General features: G+C 62.4%; 20 protein-coding genes and 1 tRNA gene. 6 read left to right on the plus strand and 15 right to left on the minus strand.

All coding sequences use genetic code 11. The annotated features are described in order from the left end of the window. Positions 1 to 30 precede the first annotated feature (30 nt). Both RBA95_RS12855 and RBA95_RS12860 read left to right on the plus strand, forming a co-directional pair. Complete coding sequence (locus tag RBA95_RS12855) at positions 31 to 2598, plus strand: zinc-dependent metalloprotease (RefSeq protein WP_306017271.1); 2568 nt, start codon at positions 31 to 33, stop codon at positions 2596 to 2598. A gap of 172 nt (positions 2599 to 2770) precedes the next feature. Next, positions 2771 to 4264, plus strand: coding sequence for a S10 family peptidase (locus RBA95_RS12860; protein WP_306017272.1), 1494 nt, complete (start codon positions 2771 to 2773; stop codon positions 4262 to 4264). A 79-nt stretch (positions 4265 to 4343) separates the two neighbouring features. Here RBA95_RS12860 and RBA95_RS12865 read toward each other — a convergent pair whose 3' ends face one another. The 10 genes from RBA95_RS12865 to RBA95_RS12910 form a co-directional block, all read right to left on the minus strand. Further along, positions 4344 to 4874 (minus strand): adenine phosphoribosyltransferase, encoded by a 531-nt coding sequence (locus tag RBA95_RS12865; RefSeq protein WP_306017273.1) that lies wholly within the window; start codon positions 4872 to 4874, stop codon positions 4344 to 4346. A 175-nt stretch (positions 4875 to 5049) separates the two neighbouring features. Further along, complete coding sequence (locus RBA95_RS12870) at positions 5050 to 5376, minus strand: UrcA family protein (RefSeq protein ID WP_306017274.1); 327 nt, start codon at positions 5374 to 5376, stop codon at positions 5050 to 5052. 636 nt (positions 5377 to 6012) lie between these two features. After that, on the minus strand, positions 6013 to 6267 hold the full coding sequence (locus tag RBA95_RS12875; RefSeq protein ID WP_306017275.1) for a hypothetical protein: 255 nt from the start codon (positions 6265 to 6267) through the stop codon (positions 6013 to 6015). Between the two features lie 40 nt (positions 6268 to 6307). Then, positions 6308 to 6559, minus strand: coding sequence for a hypothetical protein (locus RBA95_RS12880; RefSeq protein WP_306017276.1), 252 nt, complete (start codon positions 6557 to 6559; stop codon positions 6308 to 6310). Positions 6560 to 6827: 268 nt separating this feature from the next. Beyond that, entirely contained in the window at positions 6828 to 8423 is a 1596-nt protein-coding gene (locus tag RBA95_RS12885; protein WP_306017277.1) for a lysine--tRNA ligase, read from the minus strand. A 92-nt stretch (positions 8424 to 8515) separates the two neighbouring features. After that, positions 8516 to 8716, minus strand: coding sequence for a helix-turn-helix transcriptional regulator (locus tag RBA95_RS12890; protein WP_306017278.1), 201 nt, complete (start codon positions 8714 to 8716; stop codon positions 8516 to 8518). Further along, positions 8713 to 9126 carry a hypothetical protein gene (locus RBA95_RS12895; protein WP_306017279.1) on the minus strand — a complete coding sequence of 138 codons (414 nt, stop codon included), beginning with the start codon at positions 9124 to 9126 and terminating at the stop codon, positions 8713 to 8715. The genes RBA95_RS12890 and RBA95_RS12895 overlap by 4 nt, the downstream gene beginning before the upstream one ends. Before the next feature lie 30 nt (positions 9127 to 9156). Further along, the gene (locus RBA95_RS12900; protein WP_306017280.1) at positions 9157 to 9399 is read right to left on the minus strand and encodes a hypothetical protein; all 243 of its coding nucleotides are present in this window, start codon (positions 9397 to 9399) and stop codon (positions 9157 to 9159) included. A 22-nt stretch (positions 9400 to 9421) separates the two neighbouring features. Beyond that, positions 9422 to 9559: a hypothetical protein gene (locus RBA95_RS12905; RefSeq protein ID WP_306017281.1), complete on the minus strand. Its 138-nt coding sequence runs from the start codon at positions 9557 to 9559 to the stop codon at positions 9422 to 9424. Positions 9560 to 9701: 142 nt separating this feature from the next. Next, on the minus strand, positions 9702 to 10337 hold the full coding sequence (locus RBA95_RS12910) for a peroxiredoxin (protein WP_306017282.1): 636 nt from the start codon (positions 10335 to 10337) through the stop codon (positions 9702 to 9704). A gap of 117 nt (positions 10338 to 10454) precedes the next feature. On the opposite strand from RBA95_RS12910, the gene RBA95_RS12915 reads away from it, so the two are divergent. Next, the gene (locus RBA95_RS12915; RefSeq protein WP_306017283.1) at positions 10455 to 10952 is read left to right on the plus strand and encodes a histidine phosphatase family protein; all 498 of its coding nucleotides are present in this window, start codon (positions 10455 to 10457) and stop codon (positions 10950 to 10952) included. 60 nt (positions 10953 to 11012) lie between these two features. Then, positions 11013 to 12584, plus strand: a complete 1572-nt coding sequence (locus RBA95_RS12920) for a glycosyltransferase (RefSeq protein WP_306017284.1) — start codon at positions 11013 to 11015, stop codon at positions 12582 to 12584. Positions 12585 to 12652: 68 nt separating this feature from the next. On the opposite strand, the gene RBA95_RS12925 is transcribed toward RBA95_RS12920, so the two are convergent. The 3 genes from RBA95_RS12925 to RBA95_RS12935 form a co-directional block, all read right to left on the minus strand. Further along, positions 12653 to 13312, minus strand: coding sequence for a YqaA family protein (locus RBA95_RS12925; RefSeq protein ID WP_306017285.1), 660 nt, complete (start codon positions 13310 to 13312; stop codon positions 12653 to 12655). Between the two features lie 90 nt (positions 13313 to 13402). Next, positions 13403 to 13476, minus strand: a tRNA-Gly gene (locus RBA95_RS12930). A gap of 78 nt (positions 13477 to 13554) precedes the next feature. Then, positions 13555 to 14574, minus strand: coding sequence for a 2'-deoxycytidine 5'-triphosphate deaminase domain-containing protein (locus RBA95_RS12935; protein WP_306017286.1), 1020 nt, complete (start codon positions 14572 to 14574; stop codon positions 13555 to 13557). A 185-nt stretch (positions 14575 to 14759) separates the two neighbouring features. On the opposite strand from RBA95_RS12935, the gene apaG reads away from it, so the two are divergent. Both apaG and RBA95_RS12945 read left to right on the plus strand, forming a co-directional pair. Next, the gene (apaG, locus tag RBA95_RS12940) at positions 14760 to 15152 is read left to right on the plus strand and encodes a Co2+/Mg2+ efflux protein ApaG (RefSeq protein ID WP_306017287.1); all 393 of its coding nucleotides are present in this window, start codon (positions 14760 to 14762) and stop codon (positions 15150 to 15152) included. Positions 15153 to 15171: 19 nt separating this feature from the next. Then, the gene (locus RBA95_RS12945; protein ID WP_306017288.1) at positions 15172 to 16629 is read left to right on the plus strand and encodes a TrkH family potassium uptake protein; all 1458 of its coding nucleotides are present in this window, start codon (positions 15172 to 15174) and stop codon (positions 16627 to 16629) included. On the opposite strand, the gene RBA95_RS12950 is transcribed toward RBA95_RS12945, so the two are convergent. Beyond that, the gene (locus RBA95_RS12950) at positions 16626 to 17126 is read right to left on the minus strand and encodes a GrpB family protein (RefSeq protein WP_306017289.1); all 501 of its coding nucleotides are present in this window, start codon (positions 17124 to 17126) and stop codon (positions 16626 to 16628) included. The two genes, RBA95_RS12945 and RBA95_RS12950, sit on opposite strands and share 4 nt — an antisense overlap. Continuing rightward, entirely contained in the window at positions 17126 to 18109 is a 984-nt protein-coding gene (locus RBA95_RS12955; protein WP_306017290.1) for an Hsp33 family molecular chaperone, read from the minus strand. Before RBA95_RS12955 ends, RBA95_RS12950 begins: the two co-directional genes overlap by 1 nt. Positions 18110 to 18124: the final 15 nt, after the last annotated feature.

Consider the following 18124-nt stretch of genomic DNA (forward strand, 5'->3'; position numbering starts at 1 on the left):
GTACGGCAATCAAGAGGGGAGGGCTTGGAGATGTCGCAGTTTCGCAGCCTATGGTTCGCAGCGGCCATCGCAGCCATTTCAGCGGGCGCGCCCGCATTCGCCCAAGACGAGGGCGAAGACGATGAAACGGAAACCATTGAAAGCTTCACCGAAGAGTTTGAAGCCATCGATGGATTGTTTCCGCTCTATCGCAATCCGGAGAACGGTGATCTCTACATGGAGATCGCTGCCGACCAGCTCGATGACGAGTTTGTCTATTTCACCTATGCCGAGGATGGCGCGCCGCGCACCGGCCTGTTCCGCGGCCAGTTCCGCGACAACCGGGTCCTGAGCTTCGCCAAGCATTACGGCGAGATCGAGATCAGCGCCGAAAACACCAGCTTCTCGTTTGACCAGGACAACGCCCTGTCGCGCGCCTCGGAAGCCAATATCACCCGCGCGCCGCTGGCCGTGCTCGACATCGCCGCTGAATCCGAAGGCGATGAAGAAAATGGTGAGCGCTATCTGGTCCAGATCGACTCGCTTCTGAGCGGCGAGGACCTGTCCCAGATCAAGCCCAACCCGCCGCGCGGACCGGGCGCGGAGAATGCGTTCTCCATGGGTCGCCTGTCCGGTGACCGGACCCGCGTCCTGGATGTGCGCAACTATCCTGAAAACACCGATGTTGTGGTGGAGTACGTCTACACCGAAGATTCCCCGCGCAATGGCGGCGGCGCTGAAATCACGGACGCCCGTGCGGTGGCCGTGACGGTCCAGCACAGCTTCCTGGCCCTGCCCGAAGAGGGCTATGAGCCGCGCGCCGATGACTTCCGCGTGGGGTATTTCGGCCAGCGCGTCACCAATCTGACCGACACCACCGTGACGCCGTATGACGACGTCATCAATCGCTGGCGTCTGGTGAAGGAAGACCCGACCGCAGAGGTCTCCGATCCGGTCGAACCGATCGTGTGGTGGATCGAGAACACCACCCCGGTCGAGCTGCGCGACACCATTCGCGACGCAGCCCTGACCTGGAACATCGCCTTTGAGGAGGCCGGGTTCTCCAACGCCATCGAAGTGCGGGTCCAGCCCGACGATGCCGACTGGGATGCCGGCGATATCCGCTATAATGTCCTGCGCTGGACCTCGTCCCCGACCCCGCCTTTCGGCGGCTATGGCCCGAGCTTCACGCATCCGCGCACCGGCGAGATCATGGGCGCGGACATCATGCTGGAATACGTCTTCCTGACGAACCGCATCCGCTATTCCGAGCTGTTTGACGTGGCCGGCCTGAGCCAGTGGCTGCCGGCGGACCAGCTGGCGGAGATGACCGGTGAGCCCGTGGTCGAGCATGATCACGACGCCCACGGCGCCATGTGCAATTTCGCCGAGCACCTGCAAATGGAGACCCTGGCGGGCCTCGCCACGCTGCAGGCGCAGGGCGCAACCACCGTCGAAATCGACGAGCTGATCCGTCAGTCCCTGCACTATCTCGTCATCCACGAGATCGGCCACACGCTGGGCCTGATGCACAATATGCGCGCCACCTCCACCATCTCTCTGGAAGAGCTGGCCAATGGCGAACGCGTGACCGGCTCCATCATGGATTATCCGGCGCTGAACCTGCCGCATAACGACGAAGAGACAGTTCAGTACTCCCAAGAGATCCCGGGACCGTACGACATCTGGGCGATCAGCTATGGCTACACTCCGGAAGAGGACGCCCTGCCGGCCATTCTGGAGCGCTCGACCGATCCGGCCCTGGCTTTCGGCAATGACGCCGACGACCTGCGCAGCCCGGGCATCCACTCCGACCCGCGCGTCATGATCAACGACCTGTCGTCTGATCCGGTGACCTGGGCCGGCGAACGCGTGTCGGTGATCAACGACACCCTGCGCACCCTGCCCGAGCAGTTCGAGATCGAGGGCGAGACCTATCAGCCGCTTCTGACCAGCTATCTGGTGCTGTCCGGTCAACGCTTCGGCGCGGCCAATGTCGCCAGCCGTCACATTGGCGGGATCTACAACAACCGCTCTGTTGTGGGTCAGCCAGGCGCTGAAACGCCCTTCATCCCGGTCCCGCGCGAAAAGCAGGAACAGGCGCTTGAAGTGCTCGACGCCGCCCTGTTCGGCCCGGACGCGTTCGAGGCGGAAGAGGACTATCTCGACCACCTGCAGCGTCAGCGCCGCTTCTTCGACCATTTTGGCACCGATGAAGACCCGGCCCTGCACGATCGGGCGTTCACCCAGCAGCGCGCCGTCATGGCTCACCTGCTGCACCCGAACATGCTCGATCGCATGAATGATGCGCGTCAGTATGGCGGAGATTACCCGGTCGCGGACTATCTGCAGGACCTGACCCAAATGGTCTATGCCGACGATATCCGCGGCGAGCCGAACACCTATCGTCAGAACCTGCAGGTTGAGTATCTGCGCAGCCTGATCGGCATTACGGCCAACACCGACTATTCCCCGGTGGCCCGCTCGGCGGCTCTGGCCTCGATCCAGGACGTAAAGGGCTGGATCGGCCCGGACTGGATGCCTGACCTGACCGGCTCTCGCGAAGCCAAGGCGCACCGCGCCCACCTTCGCACGCTGATCAACGCGTTCGAAAACTAGAGCGACACACTTGCCGCCGCCCCCGTCTCCGGACGGGGGCGGTTTGCATTTGGGGCGGAGTCATATGTCTGAACTTGACCGGCCAAGCCCCGGCCCTCACAACGTTTCATTATAACACTCGCGCCGGCCTCTGTGTTGGGACGCGAGGCGACTTGGGGAAAAGGAGACGGAGATGATCCGCACTGCCGCGGCTGCGCTCAGCGCAGCGCTCATGCTCACAAGCCCACTGCTGGCTCAGGACGACACGCCTGAGATTCCTGAACCGCAACGCTGGGAATCCAGCGGTCAGATCACCGCCGATGGTGAGCGCATTCGCTATAGCGTGATCGCGGGCGAAACCTATCTCGAGGACGAGGACGGCACGCCGACCGGCTCGATCTTCTCCACCACCTATCTGCGCGACGGCGTCTCCGATCCGCGCACCCGTCCGGTGGCCTTTATCTTCAATGGCGGCCCGGGTTCGGCCTCGCTCTGGCTGCATATGGGCGTATTCGGCCCGCAGCGCGTGGTCCTGCCCAGCGACGCACGCGATGATGGCGCCGCGCCGTTCGATCTGCGTGACAATCCCGAAACCCTGCTCGGTGAAGCCGACCTGGTCTTCATCGATCCCGTGGGCACCGGCTGGAGCCGCGCCCTGGGCGATACCGACCCGGCGGAAGAGTTCTGGGGCGTGGATGAGGACGCCGCCTCCGTCGCCGCCTTCATTCGCAAATGGCTGACCGAGCACGAGCGCTGGAATTCGCCGAAATACCTTCTGGGTGAAAGCTATGGCACCACCCGGATCGGCGCGCTAATGCGTCAGCTGGAAGCGGGCTGGAATGATGTCTCGATCAATGGCGTCGTGCTGATTTCCGTCGTTCTGGACTTCCGTCTGGACGCAACCAATCCGGGCAATGAAATCGGTTATGTCGGCCTGCTTCCCGGCTATGCCGCGACCGCCTGGCACCACAACCTTGTGGACCGCGCGGCCTGGAACAATGATTCCGAAGCCTTCCTGGACGATGCCCGCGCCTTCGCCACAGACGAATACCTGCCCGCGCTCGTGCGAGGCCATGACATCGATCCGGCGCGCAAGGCCGAGGTGATCTCGCGCATGAGCGAGCTGACCGGCCTGTCCGAGCAGTATATCGACCGGTCCGATCTGCGCGTGACTCTGTCGCGGTTCCGTACCGAGCTGCTGCGCGACCAGGGGCTATCCGTGGGTCGCTTTGACTCGCGCTTCACCGGCGTCGAGCCGATCGGCGTTTCCGACAGCCCCGAGGGCGATCCGTCCGGCTATGGCATTGATGGCGCCTACACCGCCGCCATGATGGATTATTATACCCGCGTGCTCGGCGTTGACCTGACCCGCCCCTACACCACTCTGGGCGGCGTGCGCGACTGGAACTGGGATGCCGGTCCGGGCGGCGGACGCAACAACTATGTCAACGTGTCCGTCTGGCTGGAACGCGCCATGCGTCAGAACCAGGACCTGCGGGTCCTCGCCACGAATGGCATCTATGACCTGGCGACCCCGTTCTTCGCCACCGAGATGACCTTCAACCGCCCCGGCTATTACGATCAGGATCGCATTGAGCTGACCTATTATCCGGCTGGCCACATGATGTATCTGCACCAGCCCTCCATCGAACAGATGGCGCAGGATGTACGCGACTTCATCGAGTAAGCCGCGCACGCAGACCCTCAAAGAGAAAGCCCCGGAGCCAGGCTCTGGGGCTTTTTCATGATCGTCCTTGCGAAAGGCCCTAGTCGCCTTCGAACGCCACCAGGCTCGCCACTTTCACGCCATGGCTTTCGATCCGCTTTGCGCCGCCAATATCGGGCAGATCGATGACGAAGGAACAGCCCACGACCTCGCCGCCCGCTGCACGGATCAGCTTGATGGCCGCCTCGGCGGTGCCGCCTGTCGCGATGAGATCATCCACGATCAGCACGGTTTCGCCCGGCTGGATCGCATCCTTGTGAATCTCGACTTCGTCGGTGCCGTATTCGAGCTCATAGGACTGGCTGAGCGTGTCATGGGGCAGCTTGCCCTTCTTGCGGATCGGAACAAACCCGACGCTGAGCTGGTGCGCCACGGCGCCGCCCAAAATAAAGCCGCGCGCCTCGATGCCCGCCACCTTGTCGATCTTCTTTCCCGCATGGGGAAAGACCATGGCGTCCACCGCCGCGCGAAAGGCGCCAGCGTCGCCCAGCAGCGTGGTCACATCCCGGAACATGATGCCGGGCTTGGGGTAATCGGGAATGGTGCGAATGGCGGACTTGATGTGGTCCATGGGGTGCTCCGGCTCAAAGATGACAGGCAGGCGCACCCTGCCCTCTGAACGCCAAGCATTGAAGAGCCCGGACACAGCGTCAAGCACTCCGTCCCAAACAAACGGCCCGCCAACTTGCGCTGGCGGGCCGTCTTGATCGGTGCTGAAGGATCAGCCCGAAAGGTCAGTGCGGGTGTTAGCCGCGATCCGCCACATAGCGGGCTTCACGGGTCCGCTCGATGTGAAGATCGCTCAGACCCTCATGGGACACGGCGCCCACCACATGCTCGACGACGTCAGCGCGGCAATAGGCTTGCTCGCTGGACTCGATCGCCAGGGCTTCGCAATAGCGCTGGGCTTCGACGTTGAGGCGCTGGTACGCCACGCGAACCGCTTGCTCGGACGTCAGTTCAGCGCGGTCCACCGCAAAGGTGAATTCCTGGCTTTGCTGCGCAGAGACTGCGAAAAGGCCTGCAGAGGCCAGAACAGACGCGGCAGCGACGGTTTTGATCAGGTGCTTCATTGGGTTCACTCCTCATTATTGACGCGGCCCGCCGGGCCTCTCGGCTTTACGGTCCGCTCTTGGGGCTTGATCCGGTTCAGTCCTTCTCCAGGGGGGTGAATCCTGCGCGCTGAAGTCTCGTCTCTCGCCTCGGTTATCGTTCTGTCACCCAACAGTCATATAAATGTAATACATCTGGATACGGATGAAAAGTGGGGAGCCGATTTAAACTTCACGATTCCCTAAAATGTGTATTTCATTGATATTATTTATACAATCGGGCCGCCTGGCAGACACTTGTCTCGGAGCTCAGTGTGTGACGTGCTTAAATCTGCTGTTTTCAGAGGCACTTAAATGGCTTCTGATATTTTTTCAGTTTTATGTCATGCTGTTTGCAAGCCTGTGGATATTTCTTTATTGTCTTCATTATCAATATCTTGTGAAATTTCACGATCTGATTCCAGACCTTGGTCTGGCTCATCATGTCAGCCGCAAGACAACTGAAGCGCCTCAGCGGTCATCGTATCGGTCGGGATGCGTCTGTGGACTTTTGTATCCCGGTTACGCGCTCAGCCGAAGAGAATGGCTCAAACCCGGGCAGCTGGCCCGCTGAAAGGCCGCGAGGGGCGGACAATCGATCACCCCTCGCGCACCCCATCAGTACAGATAGCCCGGGCACTGACCGATCAGTTCCGTGTCATAGTAAGCCGTCACCTGGCCGGCCACGGGGCCTGACGTGATATAGCCGTTATTGCAGATATCCCGGCGGAAGCCGACCATGTCGGTCTTGCTGGCATCTGAATAGAAGAAATAGAAGTACATCGGCTCTGCAGATCCGGCCTGTGATGTCAGGCCCGCCATGGCGCCTGCAGCCAGCGCAGCAGCGCCCAGAACAGCTTTGTAGTTCAGCATGAAACTCTCCAATTGATTGGGATTTGCGAGGAGCGTCGGGCTAGTACAAATAGCCGGGGCACTGGCCGATAACGGAACGCGTATAATACTGGGTCGCTGTCCCATGGGCCTGACCCAGAACGACATGTCCGTTGATGCATTGATCGAATGCGAATCCGACCTGCGTGGTTTTGCTGGCGTCGCTGTAATAGGTGTACTCATACATGCGCTCGACATCCGGCCACATGGCCATGGATGCCGCGCTCAGAACGACACCGGCCGCCACAGCAGCACCGAAAACTCTGAAAGTCATGAGTTCGTCTCCTCCTCGCGTTTTCACATGGCCTGTCGGTCAATGTGAAAACGGGTGAACACCCCCAAGGGGGCAGGAATCGACGCAGTTTCAGTTATCCAGCACCGTCGTGGACGTAACGGAACGCCCCGAAAAGTCGGTGCTGGCTCCCATGCCGGACCAGAATACCCCCATGAGTTGTTTGGTCAACTCACTTGTGATTGACGACGCCAACACAAAAAACCCCGCCTTCCCGAGGAAGGCGGGGTTGAGCGTGCTTCTGACAGGGCTAGCCCTTCGACAGGTCTTCACCCGCCAGCGCGCGTTCAATCAGGGTGATGGTGCCCGGCAGTCCATAAAGCGCCGCCAGACCACCAAAGCGCGGCCCCTGGCTTTGTCCCAGCAGCACCTCGTAAAGCCCTTTGAACCAGTCGCGCAGATTGTCGAACGGCTGGCTTTTGCCCGCGGCATACACCTCGGTCTGGATCAGCTCGGCATCGGTCTCTGCCGGATCCAGCGCCTTGAAACGCGCCAGCAGGTCTTCCATTGCCGCGCGCTCCATATCGGTGGGCGCACGATAGGTCTTATGCGGTTTGACCTGATCCTCGTAATAGGAGAGCGCATACCCCGCCAGACGGTCGAGGAACGGGTCGCTCTCCGGCGTCACATCAGGCGCATACTTTGCAATGAAGCCCCACAAGGTCGCCTTGTCATTGGCGTTCGCGGCCGAGACGAGATTCAGCAAGAGCGAATAGCTGATATCCGCGCCCGCTTTGGGCGGCTCACCATCGTGGATGTGATAAACCGGGTTCTCCAGCTGCTTGTCTTCAGCCTGTCCCGGATAGGCCCGCAGATGCTGACGGTACTCATCCACGGCCTTGGGGATGACGTCGAAATACAACCGCTTGGCCGTGCGCGGCTTCTGGAACATGTACATGGACAGGGATTCTTGCGGCGCATAGCTGAGCCATTCCTCGACCGACAGTCCATTGCCCTTGGACTTGGAAATCTTCTCGCCCTGATCATCCAGGAACAGCTCGTAGACATATTGCACGGGCGCTTCGACTCCCAGGATGCGGCAGATCTTGGAATAAACCGGCGCATTGGCCTGGTGGTCCTTGCCGAACATCTCGAAATCCACGCCCAGAGCAGCCCAGCGCATGCCGAAATCGGGCTTCCATTGCAGCTTGGTGTTCCCGCCCGTCACCGGCAGGGTGGTGTCGGTTCCGTCTTCATCTTCAAAGGTGATGGTGCCGGCCTTGGCGTCGATCGCCTTCATCGGCACATACAGCACACGGCCCGTAGTGGGTGAAATCGGCAGGAAAGGCGAATAGGTCGCCTGACGCTCCGCACCCAGGGTGGGCAGCATCACCGCCATGATGTCATCGAACTTCTCGAGCGCCCGGATCAGCGCGTCGTCAAACGCGCCTGAACGGTATTCCTGCGTCGCGGAGCGGAACTCGTACTCGAAGCCGAAGCTGTCGAGGAAGGCGCGCAGACGGGCATTATTGTGCTGGGCGAAGCCGTCATGGGTGCCGAACGGGTCGGGCACATCGGTCAGCGGCTTGCCCAGATGCTCGGCCAGCATGTCCTGATTAGGCAGGTTCGTGGGGACCTTGCGCATGCCGTCCATGTCATCGGAAAAGGCGATGAGCTTGGTCGGATACTGGTCCTCGGTCAGAACGCGAAAGGCATGGCGCACCATGGCGGTGCGCGCCACTTCGCCAAAGGTGCCGATATGCGGCAGGCCAGACGGACCATAGCCGGTCTCGAAGATGACCGCATCGCCCTTGAGCCCGCTCTTCTCCACCCGTTTCTTCACCAGGCGCGCCTGTTCAAAGGGCCAGGCCTTGGCGTTCTGGGCGAGCGCGGCGAAATCGGTCATCGCGGGTCTCTTTTCCTGCTGAGGGTGAAATCAAGCAGGCCAAGTAGAACCGGGGAGGGATTTGGTCAACTCATGCCGCCGGTTTTGACGCGTCAGAGCTCATCCTCGTCATTGAAAATCTGTTCGATCGGCTGACCGAAGACCCGCGCAATCTTGAAGGCGAGCGGCAGGGACGGATCGTACTTGCCGTTCTCGATGGAGATGATGGTCTGGCGCGACACATCGAGCCTGTCCGCCAGCGCCGCCTGGCTCCAGCCCTGCTCGGCCCGAAGCGCCTTGATGGTGTTCTTCATGAGTAGCGCCGGGCAATGACAAACAGGGCGAAGTAATAGCCCATACCCATCACAGGCAAAGCGAGAGCGCCGGCCAGCGCAGGCAATTGCCCCTCTCCGGCAAGCGCGAGGACAGACAACACAGTGCAGGACGTTGCGGCGACACCGCCCGCAATCGCCAGAGCCGTCATGTGGATGCGGAACTGCAACTCGTCCAGCGCGCGCATCAACACACTGAATTCCCAGACCAGAAACATGATCAGAAGCGCCTCCACTCCGAAGAAAAGCGCCTCCGGCCTGACACTCACCGCCAGACCGCTACTCAGCACAATCGCCAGTGCGGCCAGTGATGAGCGTCGCACATAACGCTTGCGCGCCTTGGGCGGCGCAGACGCCGTTTCAGGCATGATGATGTCCAGAATGCGATCCACGCCCACCTCCTGACTGAGACCTGCCCTGTCTTAAGCCGATCCGGTCAGTCTCTTCCAGATGCGCGCGCGGTTGGCGAAGGCGGTCCAGCCCAGCAGTGCGCCGCCAACCCAGAACAGCGCCTCGGTGGACACAGCGGCCGCAATGACGGCGATGACCAGCACTGCGCTGGGGCCATCCAGCAGCACCACAAGCCCCAGCGACACCCAGGACAGGACGCAAACGCCCATCAGTGCAACAGCCGCAATGCGGCGGAAATTCTGTGCAAACGTCATGGTCTTTCTCCTGTCGGAAAGATCAGGCCTCAGCCTGAGTGTCTGTGATGGCCGAGGTCGGCGCATTCTGTCCGGCGGCCGTATGGCCCAACGGGGCCAGAGCAAAAGCGAGCGCATACATCGCCAGCCAGCACATCGCCTTCATTCCCTCTGCAGACATCTCGCCCTCCGTTGTTGTAAAGCGTGCTTCACATATGATGTAAAGCTCACTTCACGTCAAGCACCCTTGACCAAAAGACCTGAAAAAAATGGCCGCCCCGGGATCGGAGCGGCCATCATTTCACGCTAAAGCGTTGTCAGACTTACTTGTTCGGCTGCGGCGTGGTGCGCAGATAAGGCTTGATCTTCTTGTAGCCTTTGGGGAACAGCTTGTCGGCGTCTTCATCGGAGAGGGTCGGCACCACGATCACGTCCTGGCCATCTTCCCAGTTCACCGGCGTGGCGACCTTGTGGCCGTCGGTCAGTTGCAGGGAGTCGATCAGGCGCAGGATCTCGTTGAAGTTCCGGCCCGCGCTCGGCGGATAGGTAAAGGTGGCGCGGATCTTCTTGTTCGGATCGATAATGTAGACCGCACGCACGGTCACTTTCGGATCCGCATTCGGGTGGATCATCGTGTACAGCTCGGACACCGAACGGTCGGTGTCGGCGATGATCGGGAAGTTCATCGTGCAGCCCTGGGTCTCCTCGATGTCCTTCACCCAGCCATGGTGATCGGCGATCGGGTCCACGGACAGCGCAATGGCCTTGGCGCCGCGCTTGGCGAATTCATCCTTGAGCTTGGCGGTGTAGCCCAGCTCGGTGGTGCAGACCGGGGTGTAGTCGGCCGGGTGGGAGAAGAAGACCACCCAGTCATCGCCGATCCAGTCGTGGAACTTGATCTTGCCTTCGGTGGTTTCCGCTTCGAAGTTCGGGGCGATATCGCCAAGCAGCAGACCCATAATTATTCTCCATCTCAGCATTTGCGAGGGGCGTCAAACACGGCTTTACTTGGCGTGAGGGGGCGTCCAACGCAACCCATACCGACCTGTAAATGCCGTGCCCGAGGATTTCATCCCATGCCGCTTCTGATCGCCATGCGCCACGCCAAAGCCGTCGACCGGATGCAGGCGGAGGATGATTTCGAACGCGGACTGACCGAACGGGGCGTGGCGGATGCGGACCGCGCGGCTTCAGCAATCGAGCAAGCCGGGCTGAGCGTCACGCATGCCCTGGTCAGCCCGGCGCGGCGCACGCGTGAGACCTGGAAACGCATTACCGCAAGCGTGGGCGAACCGCCGGTCACCGACCCGATGGCGCTCTATCACGCGTCGCCCGACATGCTCGAACGCGCCATTGGCGAACAGCTCGAGGAGGGCGCCGAAGCGATCATGCTGGTCGGTCACAATCCGGGCATTGGCGCGCTGGCGCATCTTCTGGCCGGTCAAGCGGACGCCGCGTCCGACCTGCCCTATGGCTGGCCGACCAGTGCGCTCGCCGCCTTTGAAGTCAGCGTGCAGAACAAAAAACCCGTCGCATCGCGACGGGTTTTGTATTTCAATCCGAAAGCCGATTGATTCTCCTGTTAAGAGAATATTAACTATGCCGCAGCTCGGGCGTTCAGGGGGCTGCAGCACATGGTTATGGCCTACAGGGCCCTTCGCTACGGGCGCTTTCCCCATCTGCGGGTAGCACAACCTCTCGACATCCATGACGCCGCCTTTGGCTTGCGGACACGCCATCCGCAATCAAGCGCAGGTGGTGCGCTCTGGCCGCCCCCCGTCCTGATGCTGGGTCCGCTCGGCTTTGCCGGGGTCCTGATCATCATCTTGCAGGGCCATGTCCTGGTGCTGCTGTTGGCCGTCGCTGCGTTGGCGGTTTTGGGACAGAGCCTGTTGCGATTGGCTGCAGCTCTGTTGTCGCCCCAAGCTGCTTCCACCCAAAGCCTGGCTGAGAACGCACTGCCGGTCATCAGCGTCATTGTCGCCCTTTACGACGAGGCGGCGGTTCTGCCCGGACTCGTCACCGCGCTGAGCCGGCTCAACTATCCCAGGAACAAGCTCGAGATCATCCTGGCGCTGGAAGCGCATGATCAATCCACACGACTAGCGGCGCGCGCCCTGTCCTCACGACAGGCGCTGCGCGTTGTGGTCCTGCCGCCCCTGGGGCCGATGACCAAGCCGCGCGCGTTGAACGCAGGGCTCCAGGCCGCACGGGGGGATCTCATCGCGATCTATGATGCCGAGGATGCGCCCCACCCTGACCAGTTGCGCGCCGCAGCGGAGACTTTCGCATCAGATGCCATGCTGGGCGTCGTGCAGGCTCCGCTGGGATGGTACAACAGGTCGGACAACTGGCTGACGGCGCAGTTTGCACTGGAATACGCCACCCAGTTCCATGCGCTTCTGCCTTGCCTGGCGCGGCTGGGATGGGCCCTGCCGCTTGGCGGCACCAGCAATGTGTTCCGCCGCAGCGCCCTGGTCGAGAGCGGCGGCTGGGACCCGTTCAATGTCACCGAAGACGCGGATCTGGGCTTTCGACTCGGTCGGATGGGATGGCGCGCCGGACTGATCGAACCGGGCACGCTGGAAGAAGCCCCCATCTCGCTGAAAGCCTGGACACATCAGCGCAGTCGCTGGCTCAAAGGCCATTTCGTCACCTGGCTGGTGCATATGCGTGACCCCAGGGGCCTCCTCCAGACGCTGGGCTGGGGCGGCATGCTGAGCCTGAGTTTCACGGTCCTCGCCAACATGGTCAGCGCCCTGGTTCACGCCCCGTCTCTGGCCCTGATGGCGCTGGGCGCCTGTCTGCTGGGCGTCCTGCCCGGCTGGGACGTGTTGTGGACCGCCGGCGCCGTGATGATGGGCTTTGCCTATGTCTCCGCCATGACCTGCGCCGTCGTCGCGGCCCGGCGCGCCGGCTTCCGCGCCAGCCTCTGGCATGTGCTCACCATGCCCGCCTACTGGTTGCTGCAAGCGCCCGCCGCCATCAAGGCCTTGCGCGAACTGCCGCGCCAACCCTATCTGTGGGACAAGACCCAGCACGGCGTTTCCAGCGCCCGCAGAGAAACGCCCGATGACGCTTACCGTTACACTCAGCCTCATGGCCGCCGCCGCCGCCCTGTTCGCGTTCGCCGCCTGGCGCAGCGGCAGGCCCTCAAATCCGCTCAAGCCGCGGCTTATTCCGTGGACCCTGCTGGCCATCGCTAGCGGTGTGTTCTTCATGATGCTGCTGACCCATATGTTCGGCCTGTTCGGCATCGAAACCGGTCAACGGCTCATGCGCTAGGCGCGCCCGCCACCAGATAGATCGCAGCCCCCATCATCACTGCGAACAGCACCAGCACGCCCAGCATGATCATCTGTCGCAGCCAGAGCGGCAGGCGCGCCCAGACCCAGAGCACACGGCGTCCGAAGATGAAGATCAGCACGCCCATGGCGCCATAGCGCATCAAGCGACCAATCAGGGCAGCCACGACAAACAGGGGCGCAGGGATCTGCGCCGCCCCCGCCGCAAACGCGCTGAGCTGGACCGGCACGGGCGTCAGCATGGACAGGCCCACCGCGAACGCGCCATAGGCATCGATCCGCTCGCGCGCGCCTTCCAAAGACAACGCCAGATCAGGGCGCGCGCTGATGAAGTCCGCCGCAAGATCGAGCGCCAGTCGCCCGGCCCAGTAACTCAAGACACAGCCCAGCACCGACCCGAGCGTGACCACCAGTGTCGCCTCGACCACCTGACGGCGACCGCGCAACATGTAGGCCAGCAGCGGAAACTCGATCGGCCAGGGCAGAAGCGTGCTTTCCAGCACAGAGCCTGCAAACAGCGCCGGCAGGGCCCAGACGCCCCGCGCCGCCCGGTCCAGCCGTGCGCGCCAGATCCGGATCCGGCGACGCCAGCTCATACGGCGTTTGAAGGGCGCTCGAGTCTCGCTCATGAGACTGACTTACACTGCAAGCGTTAACCAAGCACCCGGTCGCGTCGCCGCAGGGGGAGGGGCAGCAGGACAACAATGTCAGGAAAAGCGTGGAGCGGGTGAAGGGAATCGAACCCTCGTCTGGAGCTTGGGAAGCTCTCGCTCTACCATTGAGCTACACCCGCAAGGCGCTGAAATGTTCTTACCAGATTGCCGGTCCGCGACAAGCGTTCTGGCGCAGGAGCGATCAGCACGGCGCCTGATCAGCTCTTGAAATGCTTGGCGAGCTTGAGGCCCTGGGCCTGATAGTTCGAGCCCGCTGCGCCATAGGGCGTTTTCACATCTGACGACATGGGTTCATAGACGAGGCGAGCGACCGCCTGACCATGATCGAGGATGAAGGGCACGTCGCGACCCCGCACTTCCAGCACGGCGCGCGAGCCCGTCCCGCCCGCCGCATCGACGCCAAAGCCCGGATCAAAGAAGCCGGCGTAATGGGCGCGGAATTCGCCGATTTCGGGCGCAATGGGCGCCATTTCGGCGGCCTGATCCACCGGCACACTGACGGCCTCACGCGAACACAGGATGTAGAATTCACCCGGATCGAGCACGATACGGCCATTGGGCGCGTAGATCGGCTCCCAGAAGCGGTCCGGATCGTGCGCGCCCACTTTCACAAGATCCACCAGCGGGCTGTGACGCTTGGCGCGATAGCCCACGGGCTGGCCGTCCCCGGCCTTGAGATCGACGGACAGCGTGACCGCATCAAGCGCATTCATCTCGCCTGCGCGCAGACGCACCTGCACCAGGCGGTCGCCGGGCCGAGCCAGCACCGAAAAGGTACGCGGGGATATCTCCACATAGAGCGGGCCATCATAGCCTGCGCACACCTGATCAAAGGCGCTGGACCGATCTCCGATCACGCGGGTGAAGACATCCAGACGCCCTGTGGAGCTCTTGGGATTGGCGAAGGCGGCCACCGCGTCGGGCAGGGTCAGGCCTTCCTGAAGCTCGGCGAGATAGACGCAGCCGGTTTCCAGCACCGCCCCGCCCTCAAGGTCGAGCTCGTGCATCACCACATCGTCATCGAGGCATGCGGTCACAGTCCGCTCCGGCCCGGGCAGGAAGCTCGCGCGCAAGCGCCAGGCGCGACGCGCCAGACGCAGATCCAGGCTCGCCGGCTGGATCTGGCCCGGTTCGAGATCGGTCATGGCGCGGATCCAGCCTTTGGGCAGGGCGTCATGAAGGGCGCGGTCGGGCAGAATGCCGGGAGCGAGGGTCATCAGGTCAACAATTCGGGCTGGCGAACAGAATCAATTCAGCGCTCAGAGTGTCCGCGCTAGAACCGGGGCTTGTCCAGCAAGCAGGTCTGTCGCACAAGCCCCTGTTGCGTCCGCGCACTATTTTGCTTGAGCCCGGACGTCTATCTGGGTCTGATGCTTGCGAGCTCACCAAGGGAAGGCCACCCATGTATGAAGAAGTCACCCGGGACATTCTGATCCGCGTGCGCCCTGCCTTTCGCGAGGATGATTCCGAGCCCGATGACAGCCGCTATGTCTGGTCCTACACCATCGAGATCGAGAACCAGGGCGCTGAGACCGTCCAGCTGATGAGCCGGGAATGGCGCATCACCGACGCGTTCAACCAGACTGAAATCGTGCGCGGGCCGGGCGTTGTGGGCGAGCAGCCCCATATCGAACCGGGTGAAGTGTTCGCCTATACCTCCGGCGCGCCCTTGCGGACGCCATCGGGCTTCATGCGCGGCAGCTACGCCATGCGCACAGAAAGCGGGGAGAAGTTCGAGGCGGTGATCCCCGGATTCGCGCTCGATTCCCCCTATAACACCGTCACCCTGCACTAGAGCGGCTGCGAGTAATCCTTTGAGCGCATCAGGCCGCACCGTTCTGTTCGTGCTGGGAGTCATGCTCGCCAGCCTGTCCGCCGCCATGTTCGCACCGGCGATCGCCGACCTGCAAGACGACGGCCAGGCGGCGCACGCCTTCTTTGGCGCCGGCGCCTTCGGGCTCGCGCTTGGCGGGATCATGACCCTGATGGGCCGCGGCACGGCCAAGGACCTGACGCCACGCGGCGCCATCCTTCTGACCGGAGGGGCGTGGATCGTGCTGTCGGTCGCCGCGGCAATCCCGCTCAAATTGTCCGGGTTGGACATCAGCTGGACGGACGCCCTGTTCGAGGCCACCTCCGGCATCACCACCACCGGCGCGACCGTGCTGACCGGGCTTCAGGACCTGCCTGCCGGCATCCTGCTCTGGCGCTCCATCCTGCAATGGATTGGCGGGGTCGGCATCATCGTCACCGCCATGGCGATCTGGCCGTTGCTGGGCATTGGCGGCATGCAGCTGTTCCGGCTTGAAAGCTCTGACACATCTGAAAAGGCCCTGCCCCGCGCCGGGCAGATCGCAGGCGCGGTCGGCCTTATCTATCTCGTACTGACCTTCCTGTGCTTCCTGGCCTATCTGGGCGCCGACATGACGCCCTTCCAGGCGATCAACCACGCCATGACCACGGTGGCGACCGGCGGGTTCTCCACGCATGACGCCTCGATCGGCGCCTTTGTCGGCGGCGGCGCCGATCTTGTGGCGCTTGTGTTCATGGTGCTGGCGGGGCTGCCTTTCGTGCTGTTCCTGCGCGCCGCCCAGGGGCGCCCGGACCTTCTGATTTTCGACACTCAGGCGCGCGCCTTCCTCCTGGTGGTGGTGACCGCCTCACTCATCCTGACGCTGTTTCTGGTGGTGCAGGATCCACATGACCATGACTATCTGCCGGCCTGGCGACTGGCCGCGGTCAACGCGGTCTCGGTGCTGACGGGCACCGGCTACGCCTCGACCGATTTCTGGCTCTGGGGCGGGGGCGCGGCCGGGATCTTCTTTGTGTTGATGTTCATTGGCGGCTGCGCCGGATCGACCAGCTGTTCGGTCAAGATTTTCCGCTATCAGATCGCCGCTTCAGCGATGAACGCCTATATCGCCCAGTACGCACGACCGAATGCGGTCAAACCCATCCGCTATCGCAATCAGACGGTTCCCGATGAGACGGTGCGCTCGGTTCTGGGCTTTTTCTTCCTGTTCTTCCTGACCTTCGGGATCAGCGCCTCGCTGCTCGCCCTGATCGGACTGGATCCGGTCACCGCCGTCACCGGCGCCGCCACCACGCTCGCCAATGTCGGTCCGGGCCTGGGCGACATCATCGGCCCCGCCGGCTCGTTCCAGACCCTGCCCGCGACCGCCAAATGGGTCATGACCGCCAATATGATCATCGGCCGGCTGGAGATCATGGTGATTTTCGTGCTGCTGGCGCCGCGCTTCTGGCGTGGCTAGACGCCTTTGAGGATATCGCGGATGAAGGCGCCCTTGGCGTCGCGATAGCGCTCCATCTCACGCCCCCGATAGGCGCGCTTGAGCGCGTTATACCGGGCAAGCAGGGCCTTGTCCGCCAGCAGCGCGTCCCGAAAATCGGTAAAGCGATCAAACTCGTCGCCGTTCACGACGAGCTTCACATCGACCTCCATGGCGTAGCCGGGGGCAAGATAGGCGACAAAGCCCTTGCGCCGGGCGGACCTAGGGTTGGGGGTGTGGGTGCGGTCGAGATAATCGCGCGCCGCCTCAAAATCCTCTTCGGGCACGCGCACGGCGATATCGAGATCGCCCTTGGTTTCGCACCCTTCGATGGCGGTTGCGCCCACATGCAGCGCCTCGGCCGAGCGCGGCAGTTGCCGGGCGTGCTGACGCCGCCATGTCTCGAACGCCGCCAAGGCGCGTTGACGCGCATCCTCGGGGTCCGGGCTTAGCAGGAAGAGCGCGGAATCATCGCTCATCAATCGTTCGCTTTTGCAAAGGCGTCGATCTCTTCTGCGGTGAAGCGCCATTCGCTCTTGCAGTACTCGCAGGTCATCGCGATCGAGCCATCATCCTTGGCCATGTGCTCGCGATCATCCGCAGGGAAGCGCGCCAGGAGCTCGGCCAGTCGCGCCCGACCACAGGTGCAGTACCGTTCGACCTCGCGCTCGGCCTGGACCCGCACGCCATCCTCATGGAACAGGCGGTAGAGCACCCGTCCCGCCGTCAGCTCCGGATCGATCAGCTCGTCATCCTCGACCGTGTTGAACAAGGCGAGCGCGTGCTCGAAATCCTCGGCGTCGGACGGACGGCTGTCATCAGCCGCCAGCTTCTGGATCAACGCCCCGCCGCCGCGCCAGACGGTCTGCCCGCCTTCGAGCATTTGCTGGCCCACAGCCAGACGCAGCCGGGTCGGCACCTGTTCGGACTGGGCGAAATAATGCTCTGCGCTGGCGGCCAGGGTATCGCCCTCGATCGCCGTCACGCCCTGATAGCGCTCCATCCCCTCACCGGGATCGATCGTCATGACGAAATGGCCCTTGCCCAGAAGCTCCACAGGCTTGAGCGGGCCATCGGACTGGGCTTCAAGCGCCTGAACACGGTCGGGGTCATACTTGGCGTAGGCGCGCACGCCCTGCCCCGGCACGAAATCGGCGACCACAAAGCCTACCGCGCCATCGCCTTCAATCGCCTGCCCCTGAGAGCCCGGACCACTGGCCTGAACGATCAGCCGTCCGTCAAATTTCAGGGAATCCCCGATCAGAATGGCCACAAGGGCGCATTCGCCGACCAGACGGGACACAGAAGCCGGGTAGTTGTGCGTGGACAGGATTTTGTCGATCGTTTCGCCCAGACGGACCAACCGTCCACGCACGCTTAAGCCTTCGAGCTGGAACGTAAGAACGATATTGTCGCCTGCGCCCAGTGCGTCAGGGCCAGGAGTGGAAGTCATATCAGTCATACGTTCCGTCTCGTT

Origin of the sequence: Oceanicaulis sp. MMSF_3324 (assembly GCF_030733545.1) — a bacterium.
In the GTDB taxonomy this organism is placed as follows: Bacteria; Pseudomonadota; Alphaproteobacteria; order Caulobacterales; family Maricaulaceae; genus Oceanicaulis.